This is a genomic window from Pseudomonas sp. 1 (genome assembly GCF_056626735.1).
This window is the reverse complement of record NZ_JBWXMQ010000003.1, coordinates 289,396-311,588: the sequence shown is the minus strand read 5'-3', so window position 1 is coordinate 311,588 and position 22,193 is coordinate 289,396. Positions and strand designations below refer to the sequence as shown.

Annotated in this window: 23 protein-coding genes; 10 read left to right on the top strand and 13 right to left on the bottom strand. The window is 60.3% G+C overall.

From position 1 onward, the window contains the following. Positions 1 to 131: 131 nt before the first annotated feature. A complete protein-coding gene (locus tag AC1MDC_RS07040) occupies positions 132 to 1,043 on the top strand; it encodes a LysR family transcriptional regulator (protein ID WP_085703809.1) in 912 nt (303 codons plus the stop codon). Between the two features lie 54 nt (positions 1,044 to 1,097). Here AC1MDC_RS07040 and AC1MDC_RS07035 read toward each other — a convergent pair whose 3' ends face one another. The 4 genes from AC1MDC_RS07035 to ltrA all read right to left on the bottom strand — a co-directional run bounded on the left by AC1MDC_RS07035 (position 1,098) and on the right by ltrA (position 4,739). Then, entirely contained in the window at positions 1,098 to 1,640 is a 543-nt protein-coding gene (locus AC1MDC_RS07035) for a DUF2937 family protein (RefSeq protein ID WP_007956487.1), read from the bottom strand. A 12-nt stretch (positions 1,641 to 1,652) separates the two neighbouring features. Continuing rightward, complete coding sequence (locus AC1MDC_RS07030) at positions 1,653 to 2,429, bottom strand: class II glutamine amidotransferase (protein ID WP_266200399.1); 777 nt, start codon at positions 2,427 to 2,429, stop codon at positions 1,653 to 1,655. Positions 2,430 to 2,445: 16 nt separating this feature from the next. Continuing rightward, positions 2,446 to 2,946, bottom strand: a complete 501-nt coding sequence (locus AC1MDC_RS07025; RefSeq protein ID WP_085700623.1) for an MFS transporter — start codon at positions 2,944 to 2,946, stop codon at positions 2,446 to 2,448. A 95-nt stretch (positions 2,947 to 3,041) separates the two neighbouring features. Then, the gene (ltrA, locus tag AC1MDC_RS07020; protein WP_085703811.1) at positions 3,042 to 4,739 is read right to left on the bottom strand and encodes a group II intron reverse transcriptase/maturase; all 1,698 of its coding nucleotides are present in this window, start codon (positions 4,737 to 4,739) and stop codon (positions 3,042 to 3,044) included. 1,150 nt (positions 4,740 to 5,889) lie between these two features. Between ltrA and AC1MDC_RS07015 the strand changes: the two genes are divergently transcribed. Both AC1MDC_RS07015 and AC1MDC_RS07010 read left to right on the top strand, forming a co-directional pair. Further along, entirely contained in the window at positions 5,890 to 7,944 is a 2,055-nt protein-coding gene (locus AC1MDC_RS07015) for a S9 family peptidase (protein WP_266200400.1), read from the top strand. Between the two features lie 139 nt (positions 7,945 to 8,083). Continuing rightward, a complete protein-coding gene (locus AC1MDC_RS07010; protein WP_480392741.1) occupies positions 8,084 to 8,557 on the top strand; it encodes a cyclic nucleotide-binding domain-containing protein in 474 nt (157 codons plus the stop codon). Here the strand turns inward: AC1MDC_RS07010 and AC1MDC_RS07005 are convergent. Further along, the gene (locus tag AC1MDC_RS07005) at positions 8,554 to 8,838 is read right to left on the bottom strand and encodes a hypothetical protein (protein ID WP_085700621.1); all 285 of its coding nucleotides are present in this window, start codon (positions 8,836 to 8,838) and stop codon (positions 8,554 to 8,556) included. The two genes, AC1MDC_RS07010 and AC1MDC_RS07005, sit on opposite strands and share 4 nt — an antisense overlap. Positions 8,839 to 8,917: 79 nt before the next feature. On the opposite strand from AC1MDC_RS07005, the gene AC1MDC_RS07000 reads away from it, so the two are divergent. From AC1MDC_RS07000 to AC1MDC_RS06985, 4 genes are all read left to right on the top strand, one after another. Beyond that, positions 8,918 to 9,604, top strand: a complete 687-nt coding sequence (locus AC1MDC_RS07000) for a spermine/spermidine synthase domain-containing protein (RefSeq protein WP_085700620.1) — start codon at positions 8,918 to 8,920, stop codon at positions 9,602 to 9,604. Positions 9,605 to 9,652: 48 nt separating this feature from the next. Beyond that, positions 9,653 to 10,024 (top strand): YajD family HNH nuclease, encoded by a 372-nt coding sequence (locus tag AC1MDC_RS06995; RefSeq protein WP_007944009.1) that lies wholly within the window; start codon positions 9,653 to 9,655, stop codon positions 10,022 to 10,024. 196 nt (positions 10,025 to 10,220) lie between these two features. Then, entirely contained in the window at positions 10,221 to 10,691 is a 471-nt protein-coding gene (locus tag AC1MDC_RS06990) for an RNA methyltransferase (RefSeq protein WP_007958066.1), read from the top strand. A gap of 81 nt (positions 10,692 to 10,772) precedes the next feature. Beyond that, positions 10,773 to 11,150, top strand: coding sequence for a YgaP family membrane protein (locus AC1MDC_RS06985; protein WP_085683107.1), 378 nt, complete (start codon positions 10,773 to 10,775; stop codon positions 11,148 to 11,150). Positions 11,151 to 11,277: 127 nt separating this feature from the next. On the opposite strand, the gene AC1MDC_RS06980 is transcribed toward AC1MDC_RS06985, so the two are convergent. Both AC1MDC_RS06980 and AC1MDC_RS06975 read right to left on the bottom strand, forming a co-directional pair. Then, positions 11,278 to 12,507, bottom strand: a complete 1,230-nt coding sequence (locus tag AC1MDC_RS06980) for a hypothetical protein (protein WP_480392740.1) — start codon at positions 12,505 to 12,507, stop codon at positions 11,278 to 11,280. A 20-nt stretch (positions 12,508 to 12,527) separates the two neighbouring features. After that, the gene (locus tag AC1MDC_RS06975; RefSeq protein WP_085700618.1) at positions 12,528 to 12,977 is read right to left on the bottom strand and encodes a YcgN family cysteine cluster protein; all 450 of its coding nucleotides are present in this window, start codon (positions 12,975 to 12,977) and stop codon (positions 12,528 to 12,530) included. A gap of 279 nt (positions 12,978 to 13,256) precedes the next feature. On the opposite strand from AC1MDC_RS06975, the gene AC1MDC_RS06970 reads away from it, so the two are divergent. Beyond that, complete coding sequence (locus AC1MDC_RS06970) at positions 13,257 to 13,850, top strand: nitroreductase family protein (RefSeq protein ID WP_085700617.1); 594 nt, start codon at positions 13,257 to 13,259, stop codon at positions 13,848 to 13,850. A gap of 116 nt (positions 13,851 to 13,966) precedes the next feature. On the opposite strand, the gene AC1MDC_RS06965 is transcribed toward AC1MDC_RS06970, so the two are convergent. The 4 genes from AC1MDC_RS06965 to AC1MDC_RS06950 form a co-directional block, all read right to left on the bottom strand. Next, complete coding sequence (locus AC1MDC_RS06965) at positions 13,967 to 14,899, bottom strand: D-2-hydroxyacid dehydrogenase (RefSeq protein ID WP_007958054.1); 933 nt, start codon at positions 14,897 to 14,899, stop codon at positions 13,967 to 13,969. Positions 14,900 to 15,005: 106 nt separating this feature from the next. Further along, on the bottom strand, positions 15,006 to 15,299 hold the full coding sequence (locus AC1MDC_RS06960) for a YcgL domain-containing protein (RefSeq protein WP_085703814.1): 294 nt from the start codon (positions 15,297 to 15,299) through the stop codon (positions 15,006 to 15,008). Beyond that, positions 15,296 to 16,429 carry a ribonuclease D gene (gene rnd, locus AC1MDC_RS06955; protein ID WP_085700615.1) on the bottom strand — a complete coding sequence of 378 codons (1,134 nt, stop codon included), beginning with the start codon at positions 16,427 to 16,429 and terminating at the stop codon, positions 15,296 to 15,298. The genes AC1MDC_RS06960 and rnd overlap by 4 nt, the downstream gene beginning before the upstream one ends. Positions 16,430 to 16,558: 129 nt before the next feature. Continuing rightward, a complete protein-coding gene (locus AC1MDC_RS06950; protein WP_227234744.1) occupies positions 16,559 to 18,208 on the bottom strand; it encodes a phosphoethanolamine transferase in 1,650 nt (549 codons plus the stop codon). Between the two features lie 297 nt (positions 18,209 to 18,505). Between AC1MDC_RS06950 and AC1MDC_RS06945 the strand changes: the two genes are divergently transcribed. Together AC1MDC_RS06945 and AC1MDC_RS06940 are read left to right on the top strand one after the other, a co-directional pair. Next, on the top strand, positions 18,506 to 19,690 hold the full coding sequence (locus AC1MDC_RS06945) for a cyanate transporter (protein ID WP_480392739.1): 1,185 nt from the start codon (positions 18,506 to 18,508) through the stop codon (positions 19,688 to 19,690). Between the two features lie 209 nt (positions 19,691 to 19,899). Next, a complete protein-coding gene (locus tag AC1MDC_RS06940; RefSeq protein WP_085700612.1) occupies positions 19,900 to 20,835 on the top strand; it encodes a LysR family transcriptional regulator in 936 nt (311 codons plus the stop codon). Between the two features lie 3 nt (positions 20,836 to 20,838). Here the strand turns inward: AC1MDC_RS06940 and AC1MDC_RS06935 are convergent, their stop codons facing one another. After that, on the bottom strand, positions 20,839 to 21,204 hold the full coding sequence (locus tag AC1MDC_RS06935; protein ID WP_085700611.1) for a 5-carboxymethyl-2-hydroxymuconate Delta-isomerase: 366 nt from the start codon (positions 21,202 to 21,204) through the stop codon (positions 20,839 to 20,841). Between the two features lie 57 nt (positions 21,205 to 21,261). After that, the gene (locus tag AC1MDC_RS06930; protein ID WP_085700610.1) at positions 21,262 to 22,188 is read right to left on the bottom strand and encodes a LysR family transcriptional regulator; all 927 of its coding nucleotides are present in this window, start codon (positions 22,186 to 22,188) and stop codon (positions 21,262 to 21,264) included. Positions 22,189 to 22,193 lie beyond the last annotated feature (5 nt).

The window sequence follows — 22,193 nt, the reverse complement described above, 5'->3', positions numbered from 1 at the left end:
GCTTTTATTGGTCTTGTTCGAAGCTCCGACGACGCCTATCGTGGGAACCGGATGCGTCGATTCTTGGGTGCGTCACCCGGTCGCGTCCAACGAATAAAAACCCGCCCAAGACATAAGAAAAATTTGTTGCCATGAACCTGAAGTTTCTCGAAACCTTCGTCTGGGTCGCCCGGCTGAAAAGTTTTCGCCTGACCGCCGACAAGCTGTTCACCACCCAGGCCTCGATCTCCAGCCGGATCGCGGTGCTCGAAGGCGAGCTCGGGGTGAAGCTGTTTGTGCGTGATTCACGCGGCGTCAGCCTGACGCCCGAAGGTTTGAAAGTGCTGGACTATGCCGAGCAGATGCTCGACACGATGCAGGCGCTGAAGCAGTCGATCGAGACCCGATCGAGCAAGGTCGGCCGGGTGCGCATCGGCGTGATGGACACGGTCATTCACACCTGGCTCAGCCCGCTGGTGGCGCAGATGACCGATCTGTACCCACGGGTGGAAATCGAGCTGGTGGCGGATACCTCGCTGAACCTCTGCGATCAGCTGCAAAAAGGCTTTCTCGATCTGATCCTGCAAACCGATCTGGTGCGCCATGAAAGCGTGCGCAGCCTGGAACTGGCCAGCCACCCCATCGGCTGGATCGTGGCCAGTAACTCGATCTACAACCGCGACTACCAAAGCCTCGCCGACCTGGCGCAGGAGCGGATCATCACCTACTCGAAAAACTCCCGGCCACATCAGGACATTCTGGCGCTGATGCAGGCCCAAGGCATGTTGGCGCCACGCTTGAACTGTGTGAATTCGGTGTCGGCGATCACCCGGCTGTTACGCGACGGGTTCGGCATTGGCGCGTTGCCGCCGGTGCTGGTGGCCGAGGAGCTGGCGCGGGGCGAACTGACCCTGCTCGACATCGAACAACGCCCGCCGAACCTGCAGGTCGTGGTGTCGTGGCGGGTCGGCGTGGAATGGGTCGAGGAGATTGTGACGCTGTGTCAGCAGGTGCTGGAGGGGTACGCGCGCAAGGTCGGCACGGATTACATCGTTCTGAGTTGATCGTTCCCACGCGGACGGTTCGACGCCTCGACGCGGGAACGATCTTCATAAGGCTCAGAGCCCGCGCACATCCCGGTCTTCGATCGGCCGGCTCTGGCGCAGGCGCTTGCCGCCCAGCACCACCCAGTCGATCAGACGAAACAGGCATTCAAGGCCGAACGACAGCAGCAACGCGCCGCTCATGCCCCAGATCATCGCTTCCGGCGTCAGCAGGATCTGGTAGCTGTAGCCGTTCCAGGTTTCCTTGCGGATGTCCGGGTCGGCGGCCAGCACCACTTGCAGGAAGCGGATGTACCACGGGCCTTGCATCGCCTGGAATTGCTTGTCCAGCGCCAGCTGGCGATTGAGCAAAGTGCTCAGGCTGTCGGCATCGCTGCGAAACACCGGGTCTTCGCTGGCGCGATAGTGAGCGACCAGCGCCTGGATATCACCCTTGAAAAACTGCTCGGCGGTGCCCTGGAAACCGCGCAGACCGGTCTGCGCCTCGATCAGGTGCGCTTCGACCCGCTTGGCGTAATCGTTGATGAAGCCGGGCACCTGGACACCGATCAACAGGCCCGCCGCAAACAACACCAGCCGTAGATAACTGAGCAACATTCGGGGAAATCCTTATTCGGTCGTGCCCTGGCTGACGCATTCGCCGCGTCGCCACAGGCTCCATTGGCCCGGCTCATAGCGGGTCCAGGTTTCGTTTTCGGTCAAGGGTTCGGTGGCAATCACCGTGACCACGTCGTTGGGCGTGGTTTCGGCCTGGAAGTCGACAATCACATCGACGTCCTTGAGCCGCGCCGGGCCGAACGGTGCGCGACGGGTGATCTGTGCCAGTTTGGTCGAGCAATAGCAGAACAGCCAGTCGCCGTCGCTGAGCAGGCAGTTGAACACGCCTTTACTGCGGTACTCGGCGCAGGCCGCGACCAGATCCGGCAGCAGCGCTTCGATATCGACCGGTTCCGGAAACGCTGCACGTACGCGGTTGAGCAAATCGCAGAACGCCGCTTCACTGTCGGTATCGCCGACCGGGCGGTAGAAACTCTTGATCGGGGAGAAATCGGCGAGCTGGCCGTTGTGCGCGAAGCACCAGTTGCGCCCCCACAGTTCGCGGACGAACGGGTGGGTGTTGGACAGGCAGACCTTGCCGACGTTGGCCTGACGGATATGACCGATGACCACTTCGCTCTTGATCGGATAGCGCTGCACCAGATTGGCCACTTCCGATTCGCTGCTGGCCGCCGGGTCCTGGAACAGGCGCAAGCCGCGCCCTTCATAGAAACCGATACCCCAGCCATCGCGATGCGGACCGGTGCGACCACCGCGCTGCATCAGCCCGGTGAAGCTGAACACGATGTCGGTCGGCACGTTGGCACTCATGCCCAGTAATTCACACATGTGCGGACTCTCGTGATTACAGACGCGGCTCGACGCGCCGACGCTGCGGATTGCTCGGCAGCGGTGGGCGGCCATAACGATCATCGCCGGCGCCGCCGAACGGTTGATCGCCGTCACGCTCATCTTCGGCACGGGCGGCTGCGCGAGCGGCTTCGGCCTGCTCCTTGCGAGCGTTCGACGCGCGCTCGATCGGGAAGCGGATCAGCACGAAAATCAGGTACAGGCCGAACGCGATCATGGCGTACATGAGCAGTTCGGAAATCGCGCGCCAGGCGTTGTTGCCGACCTTGAACGCCAGATCCAGCACGGTGATGGCGATCGCCGGGGCGAATTTTTCCTTTACCGGGTCAATGATGGTCGGGCTGAACAGCAACACCGCCATCAATACACGCAGCGGCTCGCGCAACCAGCGCCACATCCAGCGGGTCATGCGCATCCACACCAGCAGGCAGCCCACGGCGGCAAAGGCGTAAAGGCCCCAGGCGATCAGATAGTCGTTCTCGGTCATGGTGTCCATGGCAAGGCAGGCAAGTCGGGTAGAGACAGACCATTACTGGTCTGCCTCCCCCTAAGAACCGTACGTGCGCCTTTCAACGCATACGGCTCAAGTCTTTAAAAAGCCCCGGTTGGAGCCGGCTTGTTTACTGTCAATCCACGGCTGTGTAGCTGCTGATGACAAACTGGATGCAATAGTACTCGGTTATCCAAGGTGTCTCCACCGCCTTGGGAGCGGTGGATTACATGATGGTCGTGCCACCCGCTTTCCTTGGTAATCGGCTGATTGCACAGCGGACATAGACCTTTTTGGCTTTGAAAAAGACTTACGATCTGTTTCCGATACTTCAGCTTTTTAAGCATTCGCACCATTCGCAATTTCTCTCCCATTTCCTCCATGGAAGGATCGAAGGGGTTATATTCCCCGCTCACCTTTCTATGCCGCTCGATCGCAGTGCTCGCTATTGAGTACAGGGGAGCTATTGCTTTCGTCCCGTCCGTCCTCATCGCCGTGGTGGCGAATACCCAACTTCTGCCTTCATGGGGTTGGAAATAACCTCTCCTGACCCATTCCAACGATTTATTTGGATGTCGCCTTTTCGCCCAACGCCACAGAGCATGAAAAACAGAGTTATCCATTCTGCTAAACGCCTTCTTAGCAACCACCGGCTGGTGGTACATCGCCCAGCCACGCAGTATCGGATTCAGCCGTTGGATCAGATCCTCTTGCTTTGCCGTTTTGTTGGTACTGATGACGTCCTTCACCTTGCGATAGAACGCTTTCACGTTTTTCTTGCTTGGCTTGATCAGGAGCTTTCCCTCGTACTTGCGGAAATTCCATCCCAGAAAGTCAAAGCCTTCGTCTATGTGAACCACGCGGGTTTTCTCGAGTGACAGCTGCAATCCCCGCACAGCGAGGAATTGCTCCACCCAAGGTCTGATTTCGCTTTCCAGCATCTCTTTCGAGTTTCCGGTAATCACAAAGTCATCCGCATAACGCACCACATTGATTTTCAGCTTCTTGGCTTTCGTCACGCCCAGATGTTGCTTGAGCTGTGACTCCAGTCCATCCAGCACCATATTTGCCAAGGTTGGCGAGATAATCCCGCCTTGTGGCGTACCGGCGTCCGTTGCCTGAAGCTGACCTTTATGAATCACTCCAGCCTTTAGCCATTTCCGGAGGATCGTTTTGTCCGTAGGGACATTGGCGATCAGCCAGTCATGGTTGATGTAGTCAAAGCAGCCTTTGATGTCCGCCTCCAGTACCCATTCGGCCGAAACCTTCTTGGATAAGCAGATGAACAGCTGTCCCATCGCGTCAGCGGTAGAGCGTTCGATCCTGAAGCCGTAGCTGTTCGGATCTCCGGTGGTTTCTGCAATGGGCGCCAGAGCCAGCAGGTATAGAGCCTGCATGGCCCTGTCAGTCATGGTCGGAATGCCCAGAGGGCGTTCCTTCCCATTCGACTTCGGAATGAAGACACGCCTTAACGGCCGTGGCTTGTATCCGTGGCGCTTCAACCCGTTCGCCGCTTTCCATTTGGCATCGGGTGTATCCCAGAGCACGCGGTCGACTCCCGCCGTGCGCTTGCCCTGGTTTTCAGTGACTCGCCGAACAGCCAAATATCTGGCCGAACGAGAGCGGGTCAGCATTCGTTGCAGGGAGTTAACCCCGCGCCAATTGCCTTCCCGACAAGCCTTCGCAATCCGTAACTGCATCGCCCGGACATTCCGCTGAACACGCCACCAATCGATGTCATGCCATTGTTGCGGAGCGCCGGAAGGCGCAGACACGGCCGTAGGGCTGTGTACTTTCATGCTGCCTTCCTCTCAAATTGCCTGAGCTGAAGACGTACGCATCCCCTGACGGGAATGGACGTCCCGTCAGGGCTGGATAAATGGGAAACCTAAACTGCAGGTTTCTGAAATTATTGAGACAGGCTCAGTCAGAGTTCATGCGACGAAAGACCTCGCAGAAGTCTGCCCGGTTTCCCGTGGGGTGATGTTCCAACCCCTATTCGACCCATTACAGATCGACTTTCGCTTTATCTGCGATCCCATACCCGCACAGCCAACAGATCCCCTTGCGGTTCACCTGCCCGAAGGCAGCCATACGGGCTTACCACGTTCCCTGCCTGTCACACGATTGGTTTAGGGCCTGCCTTTTCGCCGGTGATCCTGATGACGACGTATCTCCAGCCTCTACAGAGATATCCGATCACTTTGCCTTTTGGCTCAAGCCTGACAGCTGTTTTGGCTTGTTTATAATTACGACGTTTATCAGCAGTTCACATATGTTGCCCATGCCAACCAGCCTGGCGCCTCAACCCGGTTCAGCTCCGAGCATCTCCACAGCCCCTCACGGTGGCTGCAGACCTTTTCAGGGGCTACGTTGTTAGAAAAGCTTCACACCTCATCGTTGCCGATGACGCATGTTTTCCTAGGCTATCGTTGGTCGCACAACGAGTCCGCTGCCGGCTTGCGAGCAAGCCGGGTGGACAATGACAGACAGAGCTTTCGCTCGAGTCTTCAGAGGGATAAGCAAGAACTAACAAAGTCAGCATGCTCAGAAAAGTGTTTCCTCCTGTTTCGGAAGCAGGAGAAAACCCTTGCGGAAATTCTTTCCCGCTGGGGTGGGGTTCTGTGAGAACCGAAGATTGAAGATGCATTCTAGAAAGAAAAAGATCCTTTCCCGGTCGATAGTATCGAATGCTGATCGACTGTGGGCACGCCCCGCCGCAACGGTAAGTCCTTGAAGGCAGTGGACTTCTTTGATGGATTATTATTCCGGAGATTGGGTACTCCAGCCTTGGCTGTAATCAGACAGCCCTTCAAGATGACCATCCACCTCGAAGTCTTGAAGACACGCTACGCGTGTCGCACAGAGGCGCTTATAGTAACGACTTTTCGCACGTCAGGCTTCCCCGCCGTCCGTGCGGCCCTTATTTGTCATGTCCGAGAGCTTTCCATGCCCGTATCCGCCAACGTCATCAGCGCCCCGATTGCCCACAAGGCTGCCGGTCACGACCCGTACGCCTGGCTGCAGGAACGCGACACCGACGCGGTGCTCGACTACCTCAAGGCTGAAAACGACTATCAACAGGCGCAGACCGCCGATCAGGCAGAGTTGCGCGAAACCCTGTTCGAGGAGATCAAGGGCCGGATCCTCGAAACCGACCTGTCCCTGCCGTCGCCATGGGGCCCGTATCTGTATTACACCCGCACCACTGCAGGTGACGAATACGCCCGTCACTACCGTTGCCCACGCCCGGCCGACGACAGCCTGACCCTCGACGAAAGCCGCGAACAGCTGCTGCTCGACCCGAACGCACTGGCCAACGGCGGCTTTTTCTCCCTCGGCGCGTTCAGCATCAGCCCGGATCACCAGCGCCTGGCCTACAGCGTCGATGCCTCGGGCGACGAGATTTACACGCTGTTCGTGAAGGAATTGTCCAGCGAACGCGTCAGCGAACTGGAATTCCAGGACTGCGACGGCAGCATGACGTGGGCCAATGACAGCCTGACACTGTTTTTCGGTGTGCTCGACGATACCCATCGCCCGCACAAGCTGTTCCGCTATCGCCTCGACGGTACTGCCGCCGAAGAGGTGTTCCACGAACCGGACGGGCGTTTCTTCCTGCATTGCTACCGCGCCAGCTCCGAACAGCAATTGCTGCTGTCGCTTGGCAGCAAGACCACCAGCGAAGTCTGGGCGCTGGACGCCAATCAGCCGCACCAACCGTTCACTTGCCTGGCGCCACGGGTCGAGGATCACGAGTACGACGTCGACCACGGCAAACTCGATGGCGAATGGACCTGGTTCATCCGCACCAACCGAGACGGCATCAACTTCGCCCTGTATCAGGCGCCGGACACCGGCATCGCGCCGAGCGAAGCCGACTGGCAGAACCTGATCCCGCACAGCGATTCGGTGATGCTCGATGGCGTGACCCTCAACGCCGAAGCCCTGACCCTGAGCCTGCGCGAAGGTGGTCTGCCGATCATCGAAGTTCGCCCACACGGTCTGGCGCCTTATCGCGTGCAATTGCCGGACGCGGCCTACAGTCTCTACGTGCAAAACAGCCTGGAGTTCGAAAGCGACCGCATTCGCCTGCGCTATGAAGCGCTGAACCGTCCGGCTCAGGTTAGGCAACTGATTCTCGCCACCGGCGAACAGACCGTGCTCAAGGAAACCCCGGTGCTCGGTCCGTTCGACGCCGACGCCTACGTCAGCCAACGCCTGTGGGCCACTGCGCCGGACGGCACCCAGGTGCCGATCAGTGTGGTGATGAAACGGGAAATGGTCGGCAAAGCGGTGCCGCTGTACCTGTACGGGTACGGCGCCTACGGTTCGAGCCTCGATCCGTGGTTCTCCCACGCTCGCCTGAGCCTGTTGGATCGCGGCATGGCATTCGCCATCGCCCACGTGCGTGGCGGCGGCGAACTGGGCGAGTCCTGGTACCGCGCCGGCAAGCAGGAGCACAAGCACAACACCTTCAGCGACTTCATTGCCTGCGCCGAATTCCTGATCCTCAACGGCATCACCACCGCACCACAACTGGCGATCAGCGGCGGCAGTGCCGGAGGACTGCTGATCGGCGCGGTGCTCAACCAGCGTCCGGATCTGTTCGGCGTGGCGATTGCCGAAGTGCCGTTCGTCGATGTGCTCAACACCATGCTCGACCCGGATCTGCCGCTGACCGTCACTGAATACGACGAGTGGGGCAATCCCGAAGAGCCGGAGGTCTACGAGCGGATCAAGGCTTACGCGCCATACGAAAATGTCACCGCCCAGGCTTATCCCGCGACACTGGTGATCGCCGGTTACAACGACAGCCGCGTGCAGTACTGGGAAGCCGCCAAGTGGGTCGCGAAGCTGCGCGCAACCAAGACCGATGACAATCTGCTGCTGCTCAAGACCGAACTGGGCGCCGGCCACGGCGGGATGAGCGGGCGTTATCAGGGATTACGTGACGTAGCGCTCGAATACGCATTTGTTTTCAAGGTTCTGGGCATTGCCTGAGGAACTCCGCCGGTCACTTGGGTCTTAATTCCAGACCCCGGCGGTCGATACACCACAGATCCCATTGTGGGAGCAAGCTCGCTCCCACAACGATCCGTGTAGTGCCTGCAACCTGTGAAAACAAAAAGATTGTGACGACATGTCAGAACCCACTCTACTGAACAACGAAATCCGCGACTGGCTGATGGACTGCGGCCTGTTCGATCAATTGCAACTGACGGATTTCGCCGCCGCGTCGGGCTATTTCAGCATCAGCACCGTGGCTGAAGGTGAAGCGATCTTTCGCGAAGGCGATGCCGGCAGTTTCATGTGCATCATCCACACCGGCCAGGTGGCCGTGCAGAAAACCGGCGGCGACGGCCAGGTCGTGACCATGGCTACCCTGCGCAGCGGCCGGGCGTTCGGCGAAATGGCCGTGCTCGACGGTGAGCGCCGTTCGGCGACTTGCGTCGCGGCGAGCAACTGTCAGTTGCTCAATCTCGGCAAGGATTCGCTGGAAAAAATGCTCAACGACGCGCCGAAGATTGCCGCCAAGATCATCCGCGCCCTCGCCGTTTCCCTGTCCAAACGCCTGCGCATGGCCGACGGACAACTCGCCGCCCAGCAGATCTAGCCTCCCGGGGATTTGGGTTTGCTGTCGGTCTGTTCCAGGCCCGGCAATGGCTGATCCTTGGTCGGCGGGCTGGGCATTTCGATCGGCACCAGCGGCGGGCCGCCACTGCCGGGGCCGGCCTTGGGAATCGGCACCGGGCTGATCTGCGGATACGGGGTTGGCGTCGCAGTACCGGGCGAGCCCGGTTGCGGTGTCGGGCTGACGGGAATCGTCTGTTGCGCCTGTACGGCAGTTATCGAGAGCGCGGCCAGGGTAATGGCCGTTAGAATGGTGCGCTTCATCAAGGGCTCCGTTGGCCTGAAGTCTGCCTTCAGGCTACTCCCAACGCGCCGGCTTGCCTTCCCCCCTGTAGAGATTTCCATGAAACGTTTCGTTCTGCTCGACACCACGCCGATCCCTGACAACGGCGGTGCCCTGTGCCTGTTCGAGTATGGCGAGGACTTCGTCATCAAGATCCAGGGCGGCGACGGCGGCCAATTGATGAACACCCGCATGCACGGTTCCGAAGACGCGCTGGCCGAGATCCCGTGCCGCAAGGTCGCTGGTCGGCCGAACTCGCGGGTGCTGATCGGCGGCCTGGGCATGGGCTTCACCCTCGCCTGCGCACTCAAGCATCTGGGCAAGAGCGCCGAAGTGGTGGTCGCCGAGCTGGTGCCTGGCGTGGTCGAGTGGAACCGTGGCCCGCTCGGAGAAAAGTCCGGACGTCCGCTGCTCGATCCGCGCACGGTGATTCGTCAGGAAGACGTGGCCAAGGTGCTGCAAAGCGAGCCGAATGGCTTCGACGCGATCATGCTCGACGTCGACAACGGCCCCGAAGGCCTGACCCAGAAGGCCAACAGTTGGCTGTACTCCGCCGCCGGTCTTGCCGCTTGCGCCAAGGCCATGCGGCCCAAAGGCGTGCTCGCGGTGTGGTCGGCCAGCGCCGACCGGCAGTTTTCCGACAAATTGCGCAAGGCCGGTTTCAAGGCCGAGGAAGTGCAGGTCTTCGCCCACGGCAACAAAGGCACGCGCCACACGATCTGGATTGCCGAGAAGCTCAAGGGCTGAGCTAAACTTGCCTCATAACCGTCATTAGTCTTCTGCAAAGGTGAACCCATGAGTTCGTCCACCCCGACCAACACTTCGAAGCTGGATCGCATCCTCGCCGACAACCAGCGCGACAAGGAAATGGGCTACCGCGACAAGGCCCTGAAGATGTACCCGCACGTGTGCGGCCGCTGCGCCCGTGAGTTTTCCGGCAAGCGCCTGAGCGAATTGACCGTGCACCACCGCGACCATAACCACGACAACAATCCGCAGGACGGTTCCAACTGGGAGCTGCTGTGCCTGTACTGCCACGACAACGAACACTCGCGCTACACCGACCAGCAGTACTTCGGCGAAGGCTCGCTGAGCACGCCGAAAATCGCCAAGGCCACGCACAACCCGTTTGCTGCCCTGGCCGGGCTGATGAAAAAAGAAGACTGAGCCACCACTCCGATCGTTCCCACGCTCCGCGTGGGAATGCAGCCCGGGACGCTCCGCGTCCCAAAGCGGACGCAGAGCGTCCATTGAGGCATTCCCACGCAGAGCGTGGGAACGATCAGCACCGCAGATCCTCAATCTGCCCGCCCTCCCCCAATCCCCGTATAATCGCCCTCTTTTTCCCGAAGGCACCCCGCTCGTGGCAGACAAACGGTACAGCTGCATTGGTTTATATAACCCCAAATCACCGGAAAACGTCGGTTCGGTGATGCGCGCCGCAGGCTGCTACGGCGTGTCGACCGTGTTCTACACCGGCAAGCGCTATGAGCGCGCCGCCGATTTCGTCACCGACACCAAGCGCGTGCACTACGACATCCCGCTGATCGGCATCGACGACCTGAAAAAGATCCTGCCGCTCAACTGCGTCCCGGTCGCCGTGGAACTGGTCGACGGCGCCCGCCCGTTGCCGGAATACACCCACCCGGATCGCGCTCTGTACATCTTCGGCCCCGAAGACGGCTCGCTGGATCAAGAGATCCGCGATTGGTGCGAAGACGTCGTGTACATCCCGACCACCGGCTGCATGAATCTCGCCGCCACGGTCAACGTCGTGCTCTACGACCGCATGGCCAAGGGCCTGAATACCCGCTCCGGACCGAAATTCCGCTGAAACGCCGCACATTCGATGGAACGAGCTGACCGCCTGCGCAGTCAGCTTGTTTATCGATTACTCATTGCCTGGAGAAAGATCATGACCGAGCTCAAACGCGTCGAGCGTATCGAATCCACCCCGTTCCAGAGCCGTTCCGAGCAGAACGTCGAAGGCTGGGAGCGCATCGGCTCGCTGGCCGGCGGCGTGATCATGGTCGGCAAGGGCCTGCGCCGTGGCGGGGTGTTCGGGCTGATTCAGGTGGCGATTGGCGGTGTGGCCATGGCCCGCGGCATCACCGGCCACAGCTCGGTAAAAAGCCTGCTGGAGAAAAGTCGTCAGGACATGAACAACGTGCGGGCAAAGATCGAGCGGGCCGGCGACGAGCTGAGCAAGCTCAAGGCCAATGCCGAAGCGGCGACCAACACCGCCACGGTGACCGGTAATGACTCAGTGAAATCGCCGAAAGCCGGGGTTTGATTCTGGATTTACCTTGAGGCTGCTGGCCTCATCGCTGGCAAGCCAGCTCCCACAATGTTTTGGGGTGGAGACCAATCGGTGGTCACCACACAATCCTGTGGGAGCTGGCTGGCCAGCGATGACGGTATTACTGCAGTAACGCGGTATCGAGGACTTTGGACGACTCGCCGAGAATGCTTTCGGCGAGTTGCACGAACGCTTTGGTGTCCACCGTCCCCAGATGCATCGCCCCGCGCAGCACGTCATCCAGCGAGCGCTTGTTGCGGGTCTTCAGGCGAATTTCGCCATCCAGCTCCTGCAACAGCAGCACCGCTTTCGACACCTGCGCCGGGCTGATCTGCTCGCCGCGCAGGGTCGTGACCTTCTGGCTGTCCTTGGCCAGCTTCGCCTGCAACGCCTGGTAACGCTCGTCGCTCATGCCCCCCGCACGGCGCACCAGTTCGATGGCGTAATACTCGGCAAACCCTTCGCTGATCCAGTCGCTGCGCCGCTCGTCGTTGATCCGTCCGAACACTTGCGCCAGCTCGCGCACCAGTGCGCTGCTGCCGCTTTCGCTGACCAGCGGCAACCGCGTGTTGAGGTAGATCGACTCCCGCGCCGCCAGGCTGCCGCGCCACATCGGGTCGTTGGCACCGACGATCAACAGTTTGCTCGGATGGCGCGGAAACACCGCCTGCACCTGCGGCCAGACAAACGTCAGCAGCGTCAGCACGTCCATCCGGCGCATGCCCTGCCCTTGCGGCGAGGCCACGGTGACTTCGGTTTCCCCCAACCGCGTGCGACGGCTGCCAAGGTGGCCGGCGAGCATCCAGCCGGTCGGGCGGTCGAACAGGCGTGACGGATTATCGATGCGGAATTTGTTCTTGCCGATGCGTGGCCAGGCGGTTTCGACGCTTTTCCAGCCGTCGGGCAATTCGAAGTGCAGGCGTGCGACCAGCTCGATGCCGTCCTGTTGATCGAGCCTGGCTGGCGGCACCAGTTCATCGCCGCGCATCAGCGCCCAGGTCGGGGTCATGCGCGTGTCGAAGCTGCCGTTCTTGCGACCATGGCTGATGCGCACGCGGTAGGTCAGGCTGGCCTTGTCCGCCGTCGGGCGCCAGACCCCACGCGCCGGTTTGCCCGGCGTCAGTTGCCACTGGCCGTCGGCCTTGAAATCGCTGTAGCGGCTGCCATCGCCAAGGTCGAAAACCAGGCTGCGCACCGCTTCGCCCCTGGCGAGGGTCATGCGCACTTCGGCCTGATCGCTCTGCGGCAACAGGCGTACCTGATAATCCAGATCGACTTTCTTCGCTGCCCACACCGGCGCACTCAGCGCCAGCAGCGTGACGATCAGCGCCCGGCGCAATCCCGTCGCCATACCTGCTCCTTGGTCAATCGTTAACCTGCGCGGAAAATCAGGTGATCTTCCCAGTCGTCTTCCGGCACGCTGCCTTCGGCGAGCATGCGCCCGGACTGGGAAATCCGTTCGTGGTGCACCGCGTCGCGATCACCGCAGACCAGGTGATGCCACAGCGGCAGATCCTTGCCTTCGCTGACCAGCCGATAACCGCAGGTCGGCGGCAGCCATTTGAATGCTTCGGCCTGGCCCGGGGTGAGCTGGATGCAGTCCGGAACAAACTTCATGCGGTTCGGGTAATCGCTGCACTGGCAGGTTTTCAGATCCAGCAGTTTGCAGGCGATGCGCGTGTAATAGACGCTGTTGTCTTCTTCATCCTCGAGCTTTTGCAGGCAGCACAGGCCGCAACCGTCGCACAGCGATTCCCACTCCTCGTGATCGAGTTGATCGAGGGTTTTGCGTATCCAGAACGGTTCGACTTTGGCGGCCATGGCTCAAGCATCAACATCAGGTGGTGAAAAGGCCGCCAGTCTAGTGCCCAAGGCCCCGTGATCCAAGCGCTGGCGACTGCCGGTTGTGCGGGGCTTGTCAGTTTTTGCGCGGCCAAGTAGTTTTGCCGGTCACACCAGGCCTTCGCCGGATGCCATTAACGCTCGACCGCGTTGCACCCGGTGAACTGCAGGCTTGCGCCACAACCCCATCGTTCAGCCCAACTGATCCCGCCGGGTTTCGCTTCCAACCTGTCCTCAAACGTAGCAAGGAATCTCTCGATGAGTGCCAACCCTCGCGTTGCCGAATACGCCATTCACCCGCAGTTCACCGATCGCTGGTCGCCCCGCGCCTTTACCGGCGAAGCGATTTCCGAAGAAACCTTGTTGAGCTTCTTCGAAGCCGCGCGCTGGGCGCCGTCGGCGTACAACTCGCAGCCGTGGCGTTTTCTCTATGCCCGTCGCGACACGCCGAACTGGGAGCGTTACCTGGGTCTGCTCAATGAATTCAACCGCAGCTGGGCACAGCACGCGTCGGCACTGGTGATCGTGATTTCGAAAACCACGTTCACCGCACCGGGCGCGACCGAGGAAACGCCAGCGCTGTGGCACACCTTCGACACCGGTTCCGCGTGGGGCCATCTGGCGCTGCAAGCGAGCCTGAGCGGCTGGCACACCCACGGCATGGCCGGCTTCGATCAGGAGCTGACCCGCAAGGAGCTGAACATTCCGCAAGGCTATGCGCTGCACGCCGCCGTCGCGGTGGGCAAGCTGGGTGACAAGGCAAGCCTGGCGGATTACCTGCAAGCACGGGAAACGCCGAGCCCGCGTCGTCCGCTGAGCGAACTGGCGGCTGAAGGCGATTTCACCCTCTAAGCCCCGTTTGATCGTTCCCACGCTCTGCGTGGGAATGCCTCAAGGGACGCTCCGCGTCCAGTGACGCGGAGCGTCACGGGCTGCATTCCCACGCGGAGCGTGGGAACGATCTCTAGTCAGTAACCGCGTGCGAAATCCACTTCGCCGCGCAGCGCCTCGCCCGCCTGATACGCCCGCAAGTTATCCAGAAACAACTGCACCATCATCGGCGGCGAGGTCGGTGCCGAGCTGTGCCCGGTCAGCAGCAGGCCCCACGCGGTCCAGAACGGGTGCCGTTGCGGCAACGGTTCCTGGCGGCAAACGTCGATCACCGCGCCAGCCAGATGGCCTTCTTTCAACGCTTCCACCAGATCCGCGTCGACCACCGCGACACCGCGCCCGGCGTTGATGAACAACCCGGTCGGCTTGAATTGCTTGAACAGTGCAGCGTCGTAGATGTCGTGGGTGTGCTCGGTGTTGGGCAGCAGATTGACCACGTAATCCGCTTCGCCCACCAGACGCGGCAAGTCCGCCATCGAGCCGACTTCGACAAACGGCGCCTGCTCGCGAGCGCTGCTGGCGATGCCGTACAACTCGACGCCGAACGGCAGCAGGAACTGCGCCACGCTCTGGCCGATGTCACCGGTGCCGACGATCAGCACCTTGCGTCCGACCAGACTCTGGCCGGTGCGGTTGTCCCACTTGCGCTCGACCTGGCTGACCAGTCGCGCCAGCACTTCGCGCTCATGGCCGAGCATGTAGGTCAGCACGTATTCAGCCATGACCTGGCCGAAAATGCCGACCGCCCGGGTCAAGCGGTAATCCCGGCGCAGGCCGTCGGCCAACAGCGGCGTGATACCGGCCCAGGTCGATTGCAGCCATTGGGGCTGGTGGCCCTGACGCAGCAGGGTCGCCAGCAGATCCGGCTGACCCAGCCACACCGGGCAATCGACGGCCTGACGGGCCAGTTCGGCGGAGTCACCGCTGGTCAGCACTTCAAGCTCCGGGGCTGCCTGACGCAGCAGTCGGGCGTATATCGCGTGGTCGTGTTCAGCAATCAGAACGCGCATCTTCAAACCTTTCGCAAACCGTGCAGGCGGCCGTCCACTTCGTGGCAGCCGTCGCCGTAAAAACCGTTCCAGGGGTTACAAGAGGCCCAGGACAGGGCCTCGCGGATCAGACCGGGTCGTTGCGTCGCAGCAACTCTTCGGGCAAGTGCTCGATGTACTCTTCCTCGGCCGGTGGCATCTGCAGGTGATAGCCCTGCTTGTCGAGGTTTTCCAGGACCACGGCGATGTCTTCGCTGGCGAGCTTGCGCTCGGGGGTCAGCACCAGATCGAAGGAGTGCTTCGCCTTGCCGAACGCCGCCATCAGGCCTTCCGGCACACGCTCCAGCGCATCGCTCTTGAGCACGTACAGATACATGCCGCTTTTCTTCGAACTTTGATAAATGGAACAAATACGTTTCAAGGCTGTTCTCCGGCGGTGGCCAGGCTGTCGAGCAGCTTCTGGCCCATCAATTCGCGGCGCCAGCCACGCAGCGAATCAGGCAATTGGTAAGGCCCCTCGGGGAAACCGCTTTTGACCAGCGCTTCGAGGGTTTTCTTGCGCAGCATCAGTTCCGGCGCGATGCCCAGACGCTCAGCTTCGGCCTGACCGAGCGCCCGCAGCTGTTTGATCAGCGCGGCGGCTTCGATCGGCAATGGCTCCGGCACAGCTGGCGGCCATTGATCAGGCCCCACACTGCCAGAGCGCTTGATCAGATCAAGCAGAAACTCGCCGTCCTGACGCACGGTACGCGGATGCATGTCTTCGATCTTGCCCAGCGCGCTGAGGCTGTCCGGTTGGGTCCGGGCCAGCGGCCACAGCGAGTGTTCACGGACGATGCGGTTGCGCGGCAGATCGCGGGCGCGGGCCTCGCGTTCACGCCAGGCACACAACTCACGCAGTACGGCGAGTTGAGCACGGGACAGTTTCCACGCCAGTTTGGCCTCGCGATACACCTCGTACGGATCGGTTTCGCGGCGCAGGTTGGCGACCAGTTCGGCGCCGTCCTCCAGCACCCAGGCGTATTTGTCGTCGGACAGTTTCGGACGCAGTTGTACGAAAACCTCCGCCAGATGCACGGCGTCTTCGGCGGCATAGCTGATTTGCGTGTCAGACAACGGACGCTGCAACCAGTCGGAACGGGTTTCACCCTTCGGCAGTTCGATGCCGAGCACTTCCTGCACCAGACGCGAATAACCCATCGAGAACCCGAGGTTCAGGTAGGCGGCAGCCAGTTGGGTGTCGAACAGCGGCGCCGGCAGGCTGCCGGTCAGGCGCAGCAGGACTTCGAGGTCTTCGCTGCAGGCGTGCAGGACTTTGAGTACCGCCGGGTTTTCCAGCAAGGCGGCCAGAGGTTGCCAGGCGTTGATGGTCAGCGGGTCGATCAGGTAGGCGCGTTTGCCGTCGCCAACCTGCAACAGGCCGGCAATCGGGTAGAAGGTGTCGACCCGCATGAATTCGGTGTCGAGGGCAACGAACGGCAGCTGCTGCCACTCGGCGCAAAACTGCGCGAGGCTATCGTTGTCGCGAATCCAGTGAATATCGATGGCCACACGGCTCTCCCTTCAAGAATGGCGCGCAGTATATATCGCCACCGGCGCTTTCCGCGCCTCTACAGGGCAAGAGCTTGATGAAATCTCCTGCCTGAGGGAAAGAATAGTCTTACAGATTGAGTCTGCCGGTCAGTCCTTGGCCAGCACCCCGTCGATCACCGCGCCCCGGCAGCCGGCAAACATGTCCAGATCCGGCTGGTACACCTTGCTCTGCACCTCCAGCAGGCCGAGCATCGAGTGGAACAGGTTGTCCTGGCTCAGCGGCTTGTCGCGGCTCATTTGCAGGCAATGGGTGTCGACCGAGTAAGACTTCTGATAGCTGTCAGAGAACCACGCCAGCATTGCCACGTGTTTTTGCTGCTCCGGCGCCAGCATGTACGGCGTGCCGTGCAGGAACAGGTTGTACTCACCCAGGGATTCGCCGTGGTCAGACAGGTAGAGCATGGCGGTATCGACCTTGTCCTGATTGCTGCGCAGCACATCGATCAGGCTCGACAGCACATGATCGGTGTACACCAGCGTGTTGTCGTAACCGTTGACGATGCTTTCGCGGCTGCAATTGTTCAGCGCATTGCTTTCACACACCGGGGTGAAGCGCTCGTATTCCTTTGGATAGCGCTTGAAGTATTCCGGACCGTGACTGCCCATCTGGTGCAGGACCAGCACGGTGTCCTTGTCCAGGTGATCGATGAAGCTTTGCAGGCCTTGCAGCAAAATCTCGTCGCGGCATTCGCTGTTGGCGCACAGCGCCGGGTCTTTCAGATTGCTGACATCCTGCAGGGTGACACGGTCGCAGGTGCCTTTGCAGCCGGACTGGTTGTCGCGCCAGATCACGTCGATCCCGGCCCGTTTCAGCACATCCAGCAACCCTTCCTCATTCTTCGCCTTGCTGGCGTCGTAATCCTTGCGGCCCATGTTGGAGAACATGCACGGCACCGACACAGCGGTTTCGGTGCCGCAGGAATGCACGTCAGTGAAGGCGATCAGGCCGGTTTCCTTGTCCAGTTTCGGTGTGGTGTCGCGGTCATAACCGAGGATGCCGAAGTTTTCCGCCCGGGCACTTTCCCCCACTACCAGCACCGTCAGGGATTTGCGCGGATGGTTCTGCACGGCGGCGTTACGCTGGGCGTCTTCGCCAAGCGTGACGAACGGTTGATGCGCCGAAGCCACCTGCTCACGCAGATAACCGGCCGAGGCGCCGATGTAATTGCTCGGCACCAGCATCAGGCGAATTTCGTGGTGATTGCGAAACAGCGACGACAGCCCTTGATAATTGGCCAACGCGACGCCGCCAATAACCGCGACCGACGCGACACTCACCACAACTTTGCTTAATAACTCGCGATGCCAGCGACGATAGTTGACTGGAACTTTCCACAACAACCAGGACGGCAAGACACCCAAAAACAAGATATAAACCAGCAACTTCAAAGACAGCAGATCGCGAACTTCGGTGGCATTGGTTTCGGCAAAGTTGCGAAACATGCCGGCATCGATCAATACACCGTATTGGCTCATGAAATAAGCTACGCCGGCACTGACCATGAACAACAACGTCAACACAGGTTTCAAAACAGGTCGAAACGCCAGCAGCGTCAAGACGATGTTATACGCCGCGAAGATCATCACCCCGAACGCAATGCGCATCGCAATGCCCTTGCCGTCCGCGGCGGTGATGTCGAACAGGTGTTGCCAGAGAACGAAATTGAATCCGGTCAAAAGAAAGGCGCTGGCAAACAACGTCACCCATTCCGGGCGCACGGCTTTTAACTTGAACATGGCGAGGGACTATTTCCTTGAAAGAAGTGCCGTCGCCAATTGTGAAAATTTCATTGACGCAGACCACACAAACTCTAAGCAGGCAACCATCAATTTTTTGTGAAAAAGAAGCCAACGATTAGTTGGCCGATGAAATAACCATGAAATATGCAGCGTATTTGAGAATGATTCAGCTGTGGTCAAGACGCGGGCCACGAGGTGCCGTATCGAGTTTCTCGATAGCGGTCATGACATTCTGATTTGCCGCCCCGCTCGCCTGCCCGCCTAATCAACAGCCCCTGGTTCAAAGGTCTGAAGATGGAAAACGTTCGCGCCACTGCCCGCCCCGCTGTCTGGCTCATGCTCGGCATCATCCTGGTCGCCCTCAACCTGCGCCCGTCGATGGCGGCGGTCGGCCCCTTGCTCTCGGCCATTCGCGGCGATATGGCGCTGAGCTTCAGTCTCGCAGCGTTACTGACCCTGCTACCGGTGATGGCGATGGGGCTGGCGATGTTTTTCGGCATGGCGGTCAGCCAGCGCCTCGGTGAACAGCGCACGGTGCTGCTGTCGCTGGTGATCATTGGCTTGGCGACGTTTTCGCGTTTGTTTCTCGATTCAGCGGGCGGATTGATCGCCAGCGCCGTGCTGGCCGGGATCGGTATTGCACTGATCCAGGCCCTGATGCCCGCGCTGATCAAATCGCGATTTCCCGACAACGTGGCGCTGTGCATGGGCCTTTACGTCACTTCGATCATGGGCGGCGCGGCGCTGGCCGCTTCGTTCGCACCGTGGGTGATGATGCAGACCGGCAACTGGCGGGCGGGACTGGCTGTCTGGGCGGTTTTGGCACTGCTCGCCCTTCCTGTCTGGTGGAAAAACCGCGCCTCGTCACCGAACACCAGCCGGGCCGTTGTCAGAAAAGAATCCTTCTTCACAAATTCCCGCGCCTGGCTGCTCGCGATCTTCTTTGGTCTCGGCACCGCGTCCTACACCTGCGTGCTCGCCTGGCTGGCGCCGTATTACGTGGAAAAGGGCTGGAGCGAACAAAACGCCGGCCTGATGCTGGGTTTTCTGACGGCCATGGAGGTGATTTCAGGGCTGGTGGTGCCGGCGATCGCCAATCGCAGCCGTGACCGACGCCTGGTGCTTGGCGCCCTGCTCGGCCTGATCATCACCGGGTTTGTGGGGCTGATCCTCAGTCCCCTGCAATTGAGTCTGCTATGGCCGTGCCTGCTCGGGCTGGGTATCGGCGGGTTGTTCCCGATGAGCTTGATCGTATCCCTCGATCACCTCGACGAACCGCAACGTGCCGGCGGGCTGACCGCATTCGTACAAGGCATCGGCTACCTGATTGCCGGGCTCTCGCCGCTGATGGCCGGGATGGTGCGCGATCAGTTGGGCAGCTTCGAATGGGCCTGGTGGTCACTGACGGCAGTGATGGCGCTCATGCTGTTGATGGTGCTGCGTTTTGATCCACGGCATTACACCCGGCACATGGGCTGATCGGGCGAACGGCAGGCCGCCTCGTCTGGATAAAGGCTTCTGGCCAGCTTTTTCGGGTTTGATTGTGTACGTCGTGTTACTAAAACTTTCTGTCCCACAAGTGACAGTGAAACGTCCTACAGGGCTTTCTCCTGGCACCATCGTTCCGTTACGATCATGCGCACACGTTTGCGCGGATTCGGCGCAAGGAGCACAGCGAGACAGAACGGATGCTGAACAGTAACTTGCTTAGAAAGCTCGACATGCAGGATCTCATGGTGTTTGTCGCCGTGTATGAGCAAAGCAGCGTCACCGACGTGTCGGAGTCGCTGTTCGTCAGCCAGTCCACCGTCAGTTACTGCCTGAAAAAACTGCGTACCAGCTTCGAAGACGATTTGTTCGTCAATACCCGCACGGGCATGCGCCCGACCTACAAGGCCAGCAGCATGTATGGCCATGTGCAGAAAATCCTCGAAAGCATCAACCTCTGCCACGCCGGCGCCCCGACCTTCGACCCGATGGCGCAACCGGTGACCTTCAACATCTGTGCCCCGGAATACTTCGAGCAACTGATCCTGCCGCGGATGTTGAAGCGCTTTGACTTCGATGACTTGCCGGTGATGGTCAACATGCACAAGTTCGAAACCGACGTGCCGGTCGAAGAGTTGCGCGACGGCAGCCTCGATCTGGTGATCTGTTTCGGCCCGCACTTCCATCGCAGTCACGCCGACCTGAAATCACGCATGTTGCTGGAAGATGATCTGGTCTGCGTTTTCGACAAACGCGCCACGCCGCTGGAGCCGCGACTGAGTCTGCAAGCTTTTACCGAACGCCGGCATGTGTTTCCCACGCCGTGGACGTCGACCACCAACATGGTCGATGGCTGGCTGGCGCGCCAGGCGCAAAAACGCCAGATCGTCGCCCGCTCCAACAGTTACAGCGCGGCGTTGAAGATGATCACCGGCACCGATTTCATTCTCACCCTGCCCCGGCGGATCCAGCGTTTACTGACCAACGACGCGGTGTTCAACCACTGCGAGGCGCCGAATGGCCTGCCGGGGTTCACCCTCGACATGCAGTGGAGCCACAACGTCGATCAGGACAGCGCCAACCTCTGGCTGCGCGAGCAGGTCATCAAGACCTGCGCAGAGCTGGAAGCGGCCTGAGTCCTACACGCCGATGGCGGTCTTGTTGTAGGACTCGCGGTCGATGTCGAGCAGTTCCACACTCAACTGCACCTCAACCCCGGCCGGCCATTCGCACAATTCCTGCAATACCGCCAACAGGCTCTGCGACAGTTGCTTCTTGATCTCCGGAGAGCGCCCGCTGAGCAGCGCCAGCCTCACCGCCACAAAGGCGCGCTCGTTCATGGCGGTGCCGACCTTGAAGGTTTCAACCTTGAGCGCACGGCTCTTGATATCGAACTCCGCCGAGAACTGACCGGAACCCACCAGTGTGTTGTTGAGCCGGATCAACGCCACGTCAGCGTTCAGTTGCGGCAGGTTGGCGGTGTATTCCAGGTGCAGGTGTGGCATCTCGGTGCTCCAGTGGTTCGGCGGAAAGGTCGTACATATAACACAGCAACGCATGACTCACGCCAACGACGACATCACCGGACGCTCACTCATGAACTGCTCCAGCCGCGAACGCAGCCAGCGCTCCGCCGGGTCGCTGTCGACGTGGCTGAGCCAGACCATCGACAGGTCAAGGGTCGGGGTCTTGAACGGGAACGGCTCCTTGAACAGGAACCCGGAAGCGGCCATGGCTTCGGCGGTGTAGTCCGGCAGGCTGGCAATCAGATCGGTGCCGGCCAGCAACGCCGGCAACGAACTGTACTGCGGCACCGACAGCACCACCTGACGGGTGCGACCGATATCCGCCAGCCACTCATCGGCGTAGCCACTGACATTGGCTGTGTGGGAAACCAGCACGTGGGGGCGTGCGCAATATTCATCGAGTGTCAGCGGCGTGTCGGATTTGTCGGCGCGCAGGATGCTCGGCTGAATATGCCGCAGCAGTTTGCGCTTGGCGTTGGCCGGCAGGCCGCGGGTCTGGCTGATGCCGACAGTGATATCGCCGGCGGCCAGCAGATCGGGAATCCGCCAGTAATCGACGTGCTGCACCACGAACACCACGTTCGGCGCCTCCTGGCGCAATACCCGAAGCAATGGTGGCAACAGGCCGAATTCGACGTCATCCGACAGACCGATGCGAAAGGTCATGGTGCTGACGGCCGGGTCGAAATCCCGGGTCAGGCTCAGCGCCACCGACAGCGAGTCAAGCGCGGGCTTTAGATGGCGATAAATGTCTTCGGCGCGGGCGGTCGGCTCCATGCGATGGCCGACGCGGATGAACAACGGATCGTTAAGCATGGTGCGCAAACGATTGAGCGCCGAACTGATGGTCGGCTGGCCGAGAAACAGTTTCTCGGCGGCCCGGGTCACGTTGCGTTCGAGCATCAAAGTCTCAAACACCACCATCAGGTTGATGTCGGCCTTGCGTAGTTCATTGCGGTTCATCCATT

What these genes read in the sequence shown, in the direction of transcription:
- AC1MDC_RS06935 (WP_085700611.1), bottom strand. Translation starts at nt 21,204, where the DNA reads ATGCCACACCTGCACCTGGAATACACCGCCAACCTGCCGCAACTGAAC.
- AC1MDC_RS06940 (WP_085700612.1), top strand. Translation starts at nt 19,900, where the DNA reads ATGCTGAACAGTAACTTGCTTAGAAAGCTCGACATGCAGGATCTCATG.
- AC1MDC_RS06975 (WP_085700618.1), bottom strand. Translation starts at nt 12,977, where the DNA reads ATGGCCGCCAAAGTCGAACCGTTCTGGATACGCAAAACCCTCGATCAA.
- AC1MDC_RS06995 (WP_007944009.1), top strand. Translation starts at nt 9,653, where the DNA reads ATGAGTTCGTCCACCCCGACCAACACTTCGAAGCTGGATCGCATCCTC.
- AC1MDC_RS06965 (WP_007958054.1), bottom strand. Translation starts at nt 14,899, where the DNA reads ATGCGCGTTCTGATTGCTGAACACGACCACGCGATATACGCCCGACTG.
- AC1MDC_RS06970 (WP_085700617.1), top strand. Translation starts at nt 13,257, where the DNA reads ATGAGTGCCAACCCTCGCGTTGCCGAATACGCCATTCACCCGCAGTTC.
- ltrA (WP_085703811.1), bottom strand. Translation starts at nt 4,739, where the DNA reads ATGAAAGTACACAGCCCTACGGCCGTGTCTGCGCCTTCCGGCGCTCCG.
- AC1MDC_RS07015 (WP_266200400.1), top strand. Translation starts at nt 5,890, where the DNA reads ATGCCCGTATCCGCCAACGTCATCAGCGCCCCGATTGCCCACAAGGCT.
- AC1MDC_RS07000 (WP_085700620.1), top strand. Translation starts at nt 8,918, where the DNA reads ATGAAACGTTTCGTTCTGCTCGACACCACGCCGATCCCTGACAACGGC.
- AC1MDC_RS07035 (WP_007956487.1), bottom strand. Translation starts at nt 1,640, where the DNA reads ATGTTGCTCAGTTATCTACGGCTGGTGTTGTTTGCGGCGGGCCTGTTG.
- AC1MDC_RS06985 (WP_085683107.1), top strand. Translation starts at nt 10,773, where the DNA reads ATGACCGAGCTCAAACGCGTCGAGCGTATCGAATCCACCCCGTTCCAG.
- AC1MDC_RS06980 (WP_480392740.1), bottom strand. Translation starts at nt 12,507, where the DNA reads ATGGCGACGGGATTGCGCCGGGCGCTGATCGTCACGCTGCTGGCGCTG.
- AC1MDC_RS06950 (WP_227234744.1), bottom strand. Translation starts at nt 18,208, where the DNA reads ATGTTCAAGTTAAAAGCCGTGCGCCCGGAATGGGTGACGTTGTTTGCC.
- AC1MDC_RS07030 (WP_266200399.1), bottom strand. Translation starts at nt 2,429, where the DNA reads ATGTGTGAATTACTGGGCATGAGTGCCAACGTGCCGACCGACATCGTG.
- AC1MDC_RS07010 (WP_480392741.1), top strand. Translation starts at nt 8,084, where the DNA reads ATGTCAGAACCCACTCTACTGAACAACGAAATCCGCGACTGGCTGATG.
- AC1MDC_RS07025 (WP_085700623.1), bottom strand. Translation starts at nt 2,946, where the DNA reads ATGGACACCATGACCGAGAACGACTATCTGATCGCCTGGGGCCTTTAC.
- AC1MDC_RS06945 (WP_480392739.1), top strand. Translation starts at nt 18,506, where the DNA reads ATGGAAAACGTTCGCGCCACTGCCCGCCCCGCTGTCTGGCTCATGCTC.
- AC1MDC_RS06930 (WP_085700610.1), bottom strand. Translation starts at nt 22,188, where the DNA reads ATGAACCGCAATGAACTACGCAAGGCCGACATCAACCTGATGGTGGTG.
- AC1MDC_RS07040 (WP_085703809.1), top strand. Translation starts at nt 132, where the DNA reads ATGAACCTGAAGTTTCTCGAAACCTTCGTCTGGGTCGCCCGGCTGAAA.
- AC1MDC_RS07005 (WP_085700621.1), bottom strand. Translation starts at nt 8,838, where the DNA reads ATGAAGCGCACCATTCTAACGGCCATTACCCTGGCCGCGCTCTCGATA.